The sequence below is a fragment of the Lysinibacillus sp. FSL M8-0216 genome, from assembly GCF_038595555.1.
Taxonomy (GTDB): Bacteria; Bacillota; Bacilli; order Bacillales_A; family Planococcaceae; genus Lysinibacillus; species Lysinibacillus fusiformis.
Map to the genome: position 1 here is coordinate 3,204,770 of NZ_CP152007.1, position 13,655 is coordinate 3,218,424.

Annotated in this window: 11 protein-coding genes; 3 read left to right on the top strand and 8 right to left on the bottom strand. The window is 38.1% G+C overall.

The window, feature by feature from the left end; genetic code table 11:
• Positions 1–68 precede the first annotated feature (68 nt).
• Genes MKX57_RS15735 through MKX57_RS15745 form a run of 3 tightly spaced genes read right to left on the bottom strand, consistent with a single transcriptional unit; the run spans position 69 to position 2,118 of the window.
• Entirely contained in the window at positions 69–497 is a 429-nt protein-coding gene (locus MKX57_RS15735) for a Fur family transcriptional regulator (RefSeq protein ID WP_008178397.1), read from the bottom strand.
• Positions 494–1,357 (bottom strand): metal ABC transporter permease, encoded by an 864-nt coding sequence (locus tag MKX57_RS15740; protein WP_043990478.1) that lies wholly within the window; start codon positions 1,355–1,357, stop codon positions 494–496. The genes MKX57_RS15735 and MKX57_RS15740 overlap by 4 nt, the downstream gene beginning before the upstream one ends.
• A 14-nt stretch (positions 1,358–1,371) precedes the next feature.
• Positions 1,372–2,118: an ABC transporter ATP-binding protein gene (locus tag MKX57_RS15745; RefSeq protein ID WP_089986131.1), complete on the bottom strand. Its 747-nt coding sequence runs from the start codon at positions 2,116–2,118 to the stop codon at positions 1,372–1,374.
• 162 nt (positions 2,119–2,280) lie between these two features.
• Between MKX57_RS15745 and MKX57_RS15750 the strand changes: the two genes are divergently transcribed.
• Entirely contained in the window at positions 2,281–2,517 is a 237-nt protein-coding gene (locus MKX57_RS15750; protein WP_012295215.1) for a Nif11 family protein, read from the top strand.
• Positions 2,518–2,566: 49 nt separating this feature from the next.
• Here the strand turns inward: MKX57_RS15750 and MKX57_RS15755 are convergent, their stop codons facing one another.
• Both MKX57_RS15755 and MKX57_RS15760 read right to left on the bottom strand, forming a co-directional pair.
• The gene (locus MKX57_RS15755) at positions 2,567–3,460 is read right to left on the bottom strand and encodes a deoxyribonuclease IV (RefSeq protein ID WP_089986132.1); all 894 of its coding nucleotides are present in this window, start codon (positions 3,458–3,460) and stop codon (positions 2,567–2,569) included.
• A 13-nt stretch (positions 3,461–3,473) separates the two neighbouring features.
• Entirely contained in the window at positions 3,474–4,775 is a 1,302-nt protein-coding gene (locus MKX57_RS15760) for a DEAD/DEAH box helicase (protein WP_089986133.1), read from the bottom strand.
• Positions 4,776–5,068: 293 nt separating this feature from the next.
• On the opposite strand from MKX57_RS15760, the gene MKX57_RS15765 reads away from it, so the two are divergent.
• The gene (locus MKX57_RS15765) at positions 5,069–6,124 is read left to right on the top strand and encodes a 2,3-butanediol dehydrogenase (protein ID WP_089986134.1); all 1,056 of its coding nucleotides are present in this window, start codon (positions 5,069–5,071) and stop codon (positions 6,122–6,124) included.
• 40 nt (positions 6,125–6,164) lie between these two features.
• On the opposite strand, the gene kdpC is transcribed toward MKX57_RS15765, so the two are convergent.
• From kdpC to kdpA, 3 genes are read right to left on the bottom strand one after another with little or no spacing between them, the layout of a single operon-like run.
• The gene (kdpC, locus tag MKX57_RS15770) at positions 6,165–6,809 is read right to left on the bottom strand and encodes a potassium-transporting ATPase subunit KdpC (protein ID WP_089986135.1); all 645 of its coding nucleotides are present in this window, start codon (positions 6,807–6,809) and stop codon (positions 6,165–6,167) included.
• Between the two features lie 12 nt (positions 6,810–6,821).
• Complete coding sequence (kdpB, locus tag MKX57_RS15775; RefSeq protein WP_342530013.1) at positions 6,822–8,885, bottom strand: potassium-transporting ATPase subunit KdpB; 2,064 nt, start codon at positions 8,883–8,885, stop codon at positions 6,822–6,824.
• Between the two features lie 15 nt (positions 8,886–8,900).
• Entirely contained in the window at positions 8,901–10,595 is a 1,695-nt protein-coding gene (gene kdpA, locus MKX57_RS15780; RefSeq protein WP_008178415.1) for a potassium-transporting ATPase subunit KdpA, read from the bottom strand.
• Between the two features lie 368 nt (positions 10,596–10,963).
• On the opposite strand from kdpA, the gene MKX57_RS15785 reads away from it, so the two are divergent.
• A complete protein-coding gene (locus MKX57_RS15785; RefSeq protein ID WP_089986137.1) occupies positions 10,964–13,651 on the top strand; it encodes a sensor histidine kinase KdpD in 2,688 nt (895 codons plus the stop codon).
• The last annotated feature ends 4 nt before the right edge of the window (positions 13,652–13,655 follow it).

Below are 13,655 nucleotides of genomic sequence, written 5' to 3' on the forward strand. Positions count from 1 at the left end.
TTAAAAGTTATTAATTTTCAACATTATTCTTTAACAGAGCCTTACATAAAAAAAACTCTGTCCATTTTTTAATGTGACAGAGTTTCATGCTTACAATCCGGGCATTTCCCATATATTTCAAACTTATGATTTTCAATTTCATAGTCGGGAAGCTTTTCTCCTAGCATTTCCATCGGACAAAGGTTGAGCTCTTTAACATTGCCACAATCCATACAAATAAAATGATGGTGATGATGTGCAGATTCACAGTGCATTCGGAAATTACGTTCTCCAGATAGCTCTGTTTCCTCTAAAATCCCTAGCTTCACAAATGTAGCAAGGTTACGATAAATGGTATCAAAGCTCATCCCCGGAAAATCTTTTTTTAAAACATCCAATAAATCACGGGCTGTTAGATATTTATCTGTTGCAGCAAACATATCTAATATTAACTCCCGCTTATCCGTTTTTTTATAACCATTTTCTTTTAAAATTTCCCACGCTCTTGAAACATTCATTGTGCTACCTCCCCTTGCTTCGCAGCCATTTTAAATGCTACTTTCTTTCCAAGGATCACAAGTAGCAATATTAAAATCGAAGTGACAACAATCGTACCTCCTGGCGCTAAATCTAAATAAAACGCACTAATCAGGCCGATTAATACTGCCGTTTCTCCAAAAACAATAGCATAAAAGATAGTTTGCTTAAAGCCCTTTGCCAATCGCATTGCAGCTGCAACAGGTAACGTCATTAATGATGATACAAGTAAAATTCCTACAATGCGCATACTTGCAGCAATGACAAGAGCCGTCACAATCATAAACAATAAATGCACCCAACGTGCTGGAAGGCCGCTTGCTTTTGCATATTCTTCATCAAAGGATAGAACGAATAATTCCTTAAAAAATAAAAACAAAAAGAGGATAACTACCCCAGCAATTCCAATCACCACCCATAGATCCTGGCGTGATACGGCAGATACTGAGCCAAACAGATAACTCATTAAATCTGTGCTAAAGCCGCTGGCAAGCGATATAAAGATAGCGCTTATGCCTATGCCGCCTGACATAATGATCGGTATAGCTAGCTCCTCATAGTGCTTATATAAACGTCTTAGACGCTCAATTAATATAGAACCACTAACAGATGCTAAAATTCCTAGATAAATAGGGTTGAGCAAAGCGAAGGCGGTCACAGATTGGCTAATATATAAGCTCCCTGCTATTCCAGCAAGTGTGACATGTGACAAAGCATCCGCAATTAGCGATAACCTTCTTACTACAATAAACACGCCTAATAGAGGGGCAAGTATGCCTATTAATAATCCAGAGAAAAAGGCATTTTGTAAAAATTCATAATGTAAAATTGCTTCAATCATTGTGCCTTCTCCTTCTAATGAATCTTTCTTACAGAATGGCCATACCAAGCATCTAGCGCACCCTGAGAAATATTATCAAATTCATTTTTGTAGCCATGGAAGTGAATGGTTTGATTTAAACAAGCCACATGGCTAATGCGATTAGATACGGTATCGACATCATGTGTGACAAGAATCATTGTAATTCCCTGTTCCCGATTTAATTTCGCCAGCATATCATAAAATGACTGCACGTTCTCGTGATCAATACCAACAGTCGGTTCATCTAAAATAAGTAATTTGGGATCACTGACTAAAGCTCTCGCAATAAAAACTCGTTGTTGTTGTCCACCTGATAGTTCACCAATATTACGATGTTCAAATGCATCCATACCAACTGCCTTTAATGCTTCTCGAACTTTTCCTTTAGCTTCTCGTCCTGGTCTTTTAAAAAGCCCTAATTTTTTCGTTAATCCACTTTTCACGACCTCTTGCACGGTTGCTGGAAACCCTGAATTAAAGGCATTGGATTTTTGCGAAACATAACCGATCCATTCTCGATGTTTAAAAGTTGCACTTGGTTCACCAAAAAGCTTTATTTCTCCTGAAAGAGGCTTTAATAAACCTAAAAGGATTTTTAATAATGTTGATTTACCCGAACCGTTTGGGCCGAGTAGCGCTAAAAAATCGCCCTCTTCTACACGAAAGGAAATATTTTTTAAAACTTGTGTATAGTCATATTGAAATGACACATTTTCAATGTCAATTAATGTTGTTTTCATGCATGATCGCTTCTTTCTAATTCAAAATCATTACGATTTACAAGTTGTAAGTATATAGGAAAGTGCAGTTTTTGTAAAGAAAAGAAGATATCTACTTTTTGAATGAGAAAATGGCGACTATTTAAATCATTTGATCAACCATATTATAAAGGAGGATTGACTTTGAGTATTCAATTTTTACAGCAATTGGCACAAAGCACGGATAAGGAAATTGTCGCGATTGCTCGTGAAGAGGGCTTTGATATTACAACTTCTGAAGTAAAAAAACTTCGGCCTTATTTGGAGCAATTCTCATTCTCCTGGCTTTTCTTAGGCATTCCTAAAGATATTTTAGTTGAAGTGGAGGCTGTTTTAGGAAGAAAGCGCTCTCGTCAGCTAATCGCACTTTTTACAAAATAACGTAATAAGGCCCAACATCAGCACTGTGGCTAGATGTTGGGCTTCTTTGTTAGCCTTTTAAAGCCTCGATAAGCTCAGGCTTAAATGTACTGCTTCGCAACATATCAATTTCAGCTTGGTATGGAGCTGATTTTGATTTGGCATCACTAGCAAGTGGTACGAATGGTGTTTCTAAAATTTTAGGAATCGCCATTAATTGTGGATGGTGGACCACGTAGTTCAAGGCATCAAAACCAATGTGACCAAAACCGATATTTTCGTGACGGTCTTTAGCAGCGCCTCGCACATTTTTTGAATCATTAATGTGCAGAACTTTGATACGATCAACACCTATTAATTTATCAAATTCGTTGAGAACACCATCGAAATCCTCGACAATGTTATAACCAGCATCATGTGTATGACAAGTATCAAAACATACAGAAAGACGTTCGTTATGAGTGACACCGTCTATGATTTTTGCTAACTCTTCGAAGGAACGGCCACATTCTGTTCCTTTCCCTGCCATTGTTTCTAATGCAATTTGGACGGGATATTCTTGCGACAATACTTCATTTAAGCCTTCAATAATTTTGGCAATCCCTGCATCTGCCCCAGAACCCACATGTGCACCAGGATGCAAGACAATTTGTGTTGCCTCTAATGCTGCTGTTCGTTCAATTTCCGACTGTAAAAAATCTACCCCAAGACGAAAAGTTTCTGGTTTTTCCGTATTGCCAATATTGATGATATAGGGAGCATGAACGACAATATTAGTCATGCCATGCTCTTTCATATGAAGCAGTCCATTCATAATGTTCAAATCGGCAATCGCTTTCCGACGTGTGTTTTGCGGCGCTCCTGTATAGATCATAAATGTATTAGCTCCGTACGATAATGCCTCTTTACTAGAGCCAAGTAACATTTCTTTCCCACTCATCGAAACGTGTGAGCCAAGTAGCATGTAAAAAGCCCCCTTATTTTTTTCCTCTCGCTTTTAAACGACGTTCACGTTTTTTAATTTTTTCCATTTCCCATTTCATATTACGCTTATAGCCTGGTTTCACCTTTTTAGGTTTACGGACCAATGCCTTCGCTTTTACATCTATTTCATTCTCTTGTTTAACACGATTTTTACGGGCATGACGCTCTTTTAACTCGGACCATTCTCCATCTTTAACGTCCATTTGTACAAATGGAATACCCATTTTTTCCACACGCACTACTGCATCCTCTTCAGATGGCTCAAATAATGTAATCGCTGTTCCTTTATTACCTGCACGAGCTGTACGTCCAACACGGTGAATAAAGAATTCTAAGTCCTCAGGAATTTCATAGTTAATGACATGAGAAACTCCTTGAATATCAATTCCACGTGCCGCCAAATCTGTAGCAACAATATATTGATATTCGAGATCACGAACTTGCTTCATCATTTTCTTACGGTCACGTGGGCTTAAATCACCATGGATTTGTCCACAACGGATACCATGTTCATTTAAATAACCAGCAACATGCTCAGCCGTTTTACGTGTGTTAGTAAAAATAACAGCCAAAAATGGATTGATGCCTTCGATGACTTCTAATAAACGTTTATTTCGTGATTTAGAACGAACTGGTACAAGCATAAAATCAATGCCCTCTGCCACAGGTCGTTTATCATTCATGTGAACATGGACAGGTGCGTCCATATATTTTTTCAAAAAAGGCTGTAGCTTTTCTGGGATTGTTGCTGAAAATACGAACATTTCAAGTTTCTCTGGCATTTGGGAAGCAAATCCATCAATTTCCTCAATAAAGCCCATATCGAAAGCTAAATCTGCTTCATCAACAACTAGAATTGGTGCCGTATGCACAAATAACGCTTGTGCTGAAACAAGGTCACGAATACGGCCAGGTGTTCCAACAACAATTTGAGGTTGCGTTTTCAACTTATCAATAGAGCGTTGTTTGTCCGTACCCCCAATAAAAAGTTTTGCCTGTATGGCAGTTCCTTCTATTAATTGACTTAATGCATCATAAATTTGCTGTGCAAGCTCACGTGTAGGAGAAGTAATAACGGCCTGTACTTCCTGTTTCTCTACATCGATACGTTGAACAATCGGAATTAAAAAACTATGTGTTTTCCCTGTTCCTGTATGTGCCTGTCCAATGGCACTCTTCCCTTTTAGTAATAATGGAATAATTTCTTTTTGAATTGGTGTCGGTTCTGTAAAGCCAAGTTCTGCAATGGCGTCCTGCAAAAATGGCTGAAAATTATAATCAGTATATTTTGACATCATTCGTTCCTCCTAACATCTTTTTTCATTGTACCATGATTCGAACTTTAAGGTATATTTACATCCTATTCTTACAAGCATAAACATAATTTTATCGTTTTATGATCACCGTAACAAAGCCCTTATCAAAGGTACTTGAAATACGAAGAATATGCAATCAAAAAAGCGCTGTATCAAGACTCGAAAAAGCTGGGTATATGTAAATTTTATGTCAATTTATAGGGAGCTAATGATTAGCATTATTCCCACATGTTATGATGAGGCTGTAACATATTATAGGAGGTTGATAGATTATGAAAGCAGCAAGATGGTATAAAGCAAAAGACATCCGTGTAGAAAATATTGAAGAACCAGTCATTGCACCTGGAAAAGTAAAAATTAAAGTACATTGGACAGGAATTTGTGGAAGTGATTTACATGAATACGCAGCTGGTCCAATCTTTATTCCTGTAGAGCAACCTCACTATGTAAGTAAAGATATCGCACCAATTGTAATGGGACATGAATTCTCAGGCGAAGTAGTTGAAATTGGTGATGCTGTAACATCCGTAAAAGTGGGAGATCCTGTCGTAGTTGAACCGATTCTATCTTGTGGCGGATGTGCTGCCTGTAAAAAAGGTAAGTACAATATTTGTAAGCATTTAGGTTTCCACGGTCTTTCAGGCGGTGGAGGAGGATTCTCTGAATATACAATGGTAGACGAAAAATTGGTTCACAAAATGCCAGAAGGACTTTCCTACGAGCAAGGCGCATTGGTCGAACCAGCGGCGGTAGCCCTTCATGCAGTACGCCAAAGCAAATTAAAAGCAGGCGATAAGGCAGCGGTCTTTGGAACAGGTCCAATCGGGCTCCTTGTTATTGAAGCGTTACGTGCAGCAGGCGCGTCCGAAATATATGCAGTAGAGCTTTCAGCAGAGCGTGCCGCTAAAGCATTAGAACTTGGTGCTACAGCTGTTATTAATCCTAAAGATGAAGATGCAGTAGCTCGTCTACATGAATTAACGAATGGTGGCGTTGATGTAGCATTTGAAGTAACAGGTGTTCCAGTCGTATTACAGCAAGCGATAGATTCTACAACATTTGAAGGTGAAACAATTATTGTTTCTATTTGGGAAACTGACGCCTCTATTCTGCCAAACAATATCGTACTAACAGAGCGTTCTGTTAAAGGAATTATTGCTTATCGCGATATTTTCCCAGCGGTGATGGAATTAATGAAGCAAGGCTACTTCCCTGCTGATAAACTTGTGACGAAACGTATTGCTCTTGAGGAAGTCGTAACAGAGGGCTTCGAGGCATTAATGAAAGAGAAAAACCATATTAAAATCCTTGTAAATTCACAAGCTTAATATATAGAGTGACAGGTAGAGAAGCCCTCTACCTGTTTTTTTAATCTTTAGCTTTATCCATTTCTCCCCTAATTTCTAGATTCGCCATAAGGAAGTTCACCTTATCTTCTCCAAATACGCCTAATGTCCGTTTTTCTATATTGGCCTCTATAATTTTATTAATTTCTTCCTTTGAAAGCCCACTTGCTTGGGCAATTCGATCCACTTGTATTTGTGCCGCCTTCACACTAATATGTGGGTCCAATCCTGAGCCTGAGGCAGTCATTAAATCAGAAGGTATATCTTGTCGATGTACGGATGGATTTGCAAGTAGAAACTTCTCGATATCCGCCTCTATCCGTTTTCTCAATTCTGGATTGGTTGGTGCATAGTTAAATGTACCTGAGCTAACACCACTGTAGTTCACTTGGCCATTGTCATCTGGTAGCGTATCCTCTTTCGTATAAACATTATAGTTTACAGATGAAACACGCCCCCAGAAATATTCTGACGCAGTAAAATTTTGACCGATTAATTCAGAACCAACCGCTTGACCGTCCAATTCTAGTAAACTACCATTTGCTTGTTGATGAAATACCCCTTGGGCTAAGGCTGTCACGGCGAACGGGTATATTAAACCACATACAATGAACATGGCTATTGTCATAAGTAATGCCTGCTTAGAGCTCTCAAAAATTTTCCGCATATAGCTTCCTCCCTATAATCCAACTATACGAAATAATGGTCCTACTAGTAGATCAATGATTTTAATGCCAATAAACGGGGCTATTATTCCACCGACACCATACACAAGTAAGTTTTTATTTAATAATTTTGCGGCACTCATTGGCTTATACTTAACGCCTCTCATGGCGATTGGAATAAGCAATGGAATAATGACCGCATTAAAAATTAAGGCAGAAATAATGGCACTAGTAGGTGAATTGAGATTCATAATATTTAATGCTTTCATCTCAGGTACAGCAACCATTAGCATAGCTGGAATAATAGCAAAATATTTTGCTATATCGTTTGCAATACTAAATGTAGTTAAAGCACCGCGAGTCATTAGCAACTGCTTGCCAATTTCGACAACTTCAATAATTTTAGTTGGATTTGAATCTAAATCAACCATATTCGCAGCTTCCTTTGCTGCATTTGTACCTGAATTCATGGCAAGCCCTACATTCGCCTGTGCCAGTGCTGGCGCATCATTCGTACCATCACCAGTCATCGCTACAACTTTACCTTGTGCCTGCTCGTCTTTAATCACTTGAATTTTATCTTCTGGCTTACTTTCTGCAATAAAGCTATCTACTCCCGCTTCCTTTGCGATTGCTGCTGCAGTAAGTGGATTATCACCCGTACACATAATCGTTTTAATGCCCATTGCACGAAGTTGATCAAAGCGTTCCTTCAATCCAGCCTTGACGACATCCTTTAAATAAATGACCCCTAAAATTTTATCGTTTAACGCTACTAACAGTGGTGTCCCTCCAACAGAAGACACTTGTTGAACCAATTGATCCAAATTGCTAGGAATACTATGTCCTGCTTTCATACATTCTTTTTTTATCGTATCAGAAGCTCCCTTTCGAACTTTAGTGCCATCCACTGAATCTAAACCACTCATTCGTGTCTGTGCGGTAAATGGAATATGCTCACTTGACTTAATAATTGTTTCTTCACCGTCCGTATTTACCCCTAATTCGCAGGCCAATGATAAAATAGACTTCCCCTCTGGTGTATCATCGGTTAGAGAACTAAGCCATGCAGCTCGAATTAAATCCTTACTTTCCACCCCTTTTACTGGTAAAAACTCAGCCGCCATGCGATTTCCATACGTGATCGTTCCAGTTTTATCTAAGATTAATGTATCCACATCTCCACATGCCTCTACCGCTCTACCAGACATCGCTATAACATTAAATTGCGTTACTCTATCCATTCCTGCAATACCGATCGCTGACAATAAACCACCAATCGTCGTTGGTATTAAACAAACTGTCAGGGCAATTAATGTTGCGATAGAAATCGGCACATGTAAATATATTGTCATTGGATAGAGTGACACTACAACTAATAGAAAGATAATCGTTAAACTTACGAGAAGCGTATTGAGCGCTATTTCATTTGGTGTTTTCTTTCGGCTAGCTCCTTCAATAAGCGTTATCATTTTATCTAGAAATGATTCACCTGGCATGGACGTAATTTCAATTATCAGCCAATCACTTGTAACCGTCGTCCCTCCGGTAACTGACGAAAAATCTCCCCCACGTTCCTTCACTACAGGAGCAGATTCACCTGTAATTGCGGATTCATCTACAGTAGCAATTCCGTCAATAACTTCACCATCATTAGGAATGATCTCTCCCGCTTGAACTAACACGATGTCGCCTTTTTTTAATTCATGTGCCAGTTTAAAAATTTCAGAGCCATCATTAAGCAAAACACGTGCCTGTGTCACTGTCTTTGTTTTTTTTAAAGTTTGAACCTGTGCTTTCCCTCTTCCTTCTGCAATCGACTCTGCAAAATTTGCAAATAGAATCGTAACAAAGAGTATAATCGCTACAATCCCATTATATAATCGTGCATGTTCTCCACCATCGTTACCAAACATATTTGGAAAAAGAACTAATAGTAACACAAACAAAAATCCTACCTCTACGACAAACATAACAGGATTTTTCAGCATATATATGGGGCTGAATTTCTTAAAAGCATCTATTAACGCTCTTTTTAGTATGTCACCAGTCATCAAACTATTTCTTGCTGTTTCCATATGTGTCTCTCCTCATTAAGAATAAAGTTGTAAATGCTCTGTAATCGGACCAAGTGCTAAAGCTGGTAAAAATGTCAGCGCACCAATCATCAACACGATAGCAACGAGTAAAAAAGTAAAGGTAGTCGTATCTGTTTTTAATGTTCCTAGTGAATCGTTATGCCTTACTTTATTAGCAAGTAAAGAGGCAATAGCTAATTGCATGATGATGGTTACATAACGACCAAAGAACATAGCCAGTCCTGTTGTTACATTCCAAAAAGTTGAATTATCCGCTAACCCTTCGAAGCCAGAGCCATTGTTAGCTGAGGCAGAGGCGAATTCATAGAGAACTTGTGATAATCCATGTGCCCCAGGATTCGTTATTCCAGCTACCCCAGATGGTGTTGCAACCGCAAGCGCTGAAAATAGCAAAATAATAGCAGGATGAATTAGAATACAAAGAGCAATTAATTTCATTTCTTTTTCTTCAATTTTTTTACCTAAAAACTGTGGAGATCGACCAATCATTAAACAGGCAATGAAAATGGTCAGCAAAACATACATCATCATGTTCATCAGCCCAACGCCTTTACCTCCGAACACAACATTGAGCATCATATTAAACATAGGTACGAGGCCACCAAGTGGCGTTAATGTATCATGCATATTGTTAACGGACCCAGTAGTAAATGCAGTCGTAACAGTCGTAAATAATGCTGATTGTGCTACCCCAAAGCGCATTTCTTTTCCTTCCATACTTCCAAGCTCCTGTGTAATGCCGAGTTCACTAATGAATGGATTACCAGCCTTCTCTGCTATGTACACAGTCACTAATCCTACGAGGAACAATATACTCATCGCTGTAAAAATAGCCAGCCCTTGTTTGCCAAAAATAGTGTTCTTTTTTCTAGAGACAACCATCAGACTAAACGCGACAACACATGCCCCTGGCAATAGCATCATAGATAACATCTCTACTATATTGGAAAGAACGGTTGGATTTTCAAAAGGTGTTGTTGAATTCGCTCCGTTAAAACCGCCACCATTTGTCCCTACATGTTTAATAGATTCAAGAGAAGCAATCGGTCCAAGTGCAATATCTTGTAATTTGCCCTCAATTGTTTGTACGGTTTGATTGCCATTTAAGGTTTGTGGTGATCCTTGAGAAACTAAAATAAGAGCCACAACAATGGAAAAAGGCATTAAAATACGAGTAATAACACGAACAAAATCGACAAAAAAATTCCCTATTGTATCTGTTTTAGCCACTAACCTACGACAGAAAGCCATACAAGCTGCATAGCCAGTAGCTGCTGATGTAAACATCATAAAAGTAATGACTAGCATCTGTGATAAATAGCTGAGTCCAGATTCACCACTATAATGCTGAAGATTTGTATTCGTTATAAATGAAATAATCGTGTTAAACGAAAGGGTAGCTTCCATATTGTTGATATTATTTGGATTTAAAAATAGTAATGCTTGAATGCGTAGTATGATATATCCCACAAACACCATCATGGCATTTGAAATAATTAATGAAAGTACATATTCTTTGCCCGTCATATTAGCTCGTTTAATGCCGCAAACTTTATAAATTGCTGCGTCTACTTTATCTAATAGAGGATCAAGCCATGTTTTTTGTTGTAATGTAACCCGATATAAATAATGTCCCGTTAAGATAACGAGCGGTAAATAAATCATCAATACGATGGCTATTTGCCACATAGTGTGTCCTCCCTGCCTTTAATAATTTTCTGGGTACAGTAATGCATGCCCTAAATAACCAAAAAGAAATACTAGTACTACTCCAATAAAAATCCACAAATTGACTTCCTCCTCGTTACTTTTCTACTAGTTTGTAGCACCATACTGTTAACGCCAAAACACATGCAAAGCTTATGATCAGTAAACCCATCATAAAAAAATCCATCAATCGTAACACCCCTTCTCCTTAAGGATGCTCTCATCATACTGACTTTGAAATTAATGTAGTGTTAGGAAATCCTTTTTTCTATTAAGAAAGGATAAAGAAGCAAAATCTTTACACTTTCTTAATGGAAGTTAACGCTATAATACAAATGAGGTGAAAGAGGATGGAAAATATACGTCCCACTCCAGAGATGTTACTTGCGAGGCTTCAACAGGAGGAACAATCTATAGGGAAATTAAAAATCTTTCTCGGCTATGCTGCAGGGGTAGGTAAAACTTATGCCATGTTAGATGCGGCACATCAGGCACAAAAACTTGGTAAAGATGTAGTGGTTGGCTATGTGGAACCGCATCCTCGTCCAGAAACGTTAGCATTACTAGAAGGACTTGAGCAAATTCCTACAAAGAAAATAACCTATAAGGGAAAAACATTTCAGGAATTAGATATAGATGCCGTGTTGCAGCGCCAACCAGAAATTGTTCTGATCGATGAATTGGCCCATTCTAATGTGCCAACCATGCGGCATAAGAAACGTTTTGGAGATGTAGAAGAACTACTTGCTAAAGGGATTCATGTTTTTACAACTGTAAATATTCAACATATTGAAAGTCTTCATGATTTAGTGGAAGAAATCACTGAGATTAAAGTGCGGGAGCGTATCCCTGATTATATAATCGATCAAGCCGCGCAAATAAAGGTTGTCGACATTGAACCAGACGAATTAATTCAACGTCTGCAAAATGGGAAGGTATATGGTAAACAACAGGCAGAGAAAGCTTTGCATTCATTTTTCCGTAAGCAAAATTTAGTATCGCTACGTGAAATCGCATTACGGCGAACAGCCGATACCATCAACTATCAACAATTAAACAGTAATGAATCTGTCAGAAACTATGTACAAATCGAAGAACACTTACTCGTAGGTATCAGTAGTTCTCCTACAAATGCAAAGGTGATTCGGACTACTGCAAGACTTGCTCAAGCATTGCATGGCAAATTTACAGCTCTTTATGTTCAAAACATGCAGGCGCATGAAAGAAATCATGCTGATTCTGAACGCCTACAACAACATATCAAACTAGTAGAACAGCTTGGCGGCCATGTTGTCATTGTTCAAGAAGATGACGTAGCTGCCGCCCTTGCCAACTATGCTCAAATTAGTGGTGTTACTAAACTTGTCATCGGTCGATCAAGTATGAGAAAAAAATGGTGGCAGCCAAACACGAAAATTAGTGATCGCCTGAACGAATATGTGCCGAATTTATCTATACACATAGTGCCCGATCAAGAAAATGAACAATTCTACTTTCCTAATATCAAAAATAAACTAGCATTTGAATGGCTGGATCTATTTAAAATGTTTATCGTATTTAGCGTAATATCCATAGTCGGCCTATATTTGTATTCAATTGATATTAGCGAGCCTAATATCATAACCATTTATATTCTAGGTGTTCTCATTCTTGCTATTTGGTCATCAGGATGGATAATGAGCATTATTAGTTCCATCGTTGCTGTTTTACTTTTTAATTATTTTTTTACAGAGCCACGGTTTTCATTTGATGCGTATCATCGTGACTATCCTATGACTTTTTTTATCATGTTTCTCTCTGGCGTAATTACTAGTAGCTTAACGAAAAAGATCAAGGCGCAAACGATTATAGCTATACGAAAATCTTATCGAATGGAAGTACTACTTGAAACAAATCGTAGACTGCAACACGCAAAGTCTATTGAGGAAATTATTACGGAAGGCATGACTCAAATTGTCAAATTAGTAGAAAAACCAGTGCAATTTTTTGAAATAGACAATCAGGTAATTGGGAAATCTACTTTTTTTCGTACGGAGAAAATTTCTACAATTGAAAATCAAAAAATAGCTACGCTTTTTAATAACCCAAATGAGCATGGCGTTGTGAGCTGGGTGACGAATAATAAGCATGTAGCTGGTGTATCCACAGATATATTTCCTGAAGTGAATGCTTACTATATACCCGTTATTTCTAATGGAAATGTGAAAGGGGTTATAGGTATTGCACTGTCTAAACTATTGCCACTTCCTGCATTTGAACGCAATATTTTGCATGCCATCATTAATGATTTTTCATTCGCAATGGATAAATGGTATTTACAGAAGCTCCACGAAGAAGTTGCGCGAGAAGCTGAAATGGAACAGATGCGAGCTAACCTTTTACGGGCAGTGTCTCATGACCTTCGAACACCGCTCACTGCTATTTCTGGAAATGCGGATATCTTACTAAACAACGCACCTCTAATACCCGATAGTGAAAAAAATAAATTGTATGAGGATATTTATAATAATTCGAAATGGCTTGTACAAATGGTTGAAAACCTACTAGCGGTTTCTAAGCTAGAGGATGGACAATTTGCTTTAGAAATGCAATTAGAATTAGTAGAAGATATTATTCAAGAGGCTCTTTCCCATGTTGTTCACCAAAATAGCTCGCATACAATATCCTATCAAATAGAACCAGAATTTTTATTAAGCCTAATGGATGCTAGATTGATCATACAGGTTTTCATCAATATCATCGATAATGCATTGACCTACACACCCCCAGGTAGTGACATTACTATTTTGGTGAAGGAATGTGATGGTTTAGTAAATTTCAGTATTTCAGATAATGGACCAGGAATTGATGATTCCTTAAAGAGTAGCTTGTTTGAGCCGTTTACGACTGGCAAGGTACAACGCAGTGATAGTAGACGTGGGCTCGGTTTAGGCTTAGCCCTGTGTCAAACAATTTTAAAATTACATGGTAGTCACATCACTGTTGCAGATAATAAACCTCAAGGAACAATTTTTAACTTTTCACTGAAAAAGGAGTAAAAAA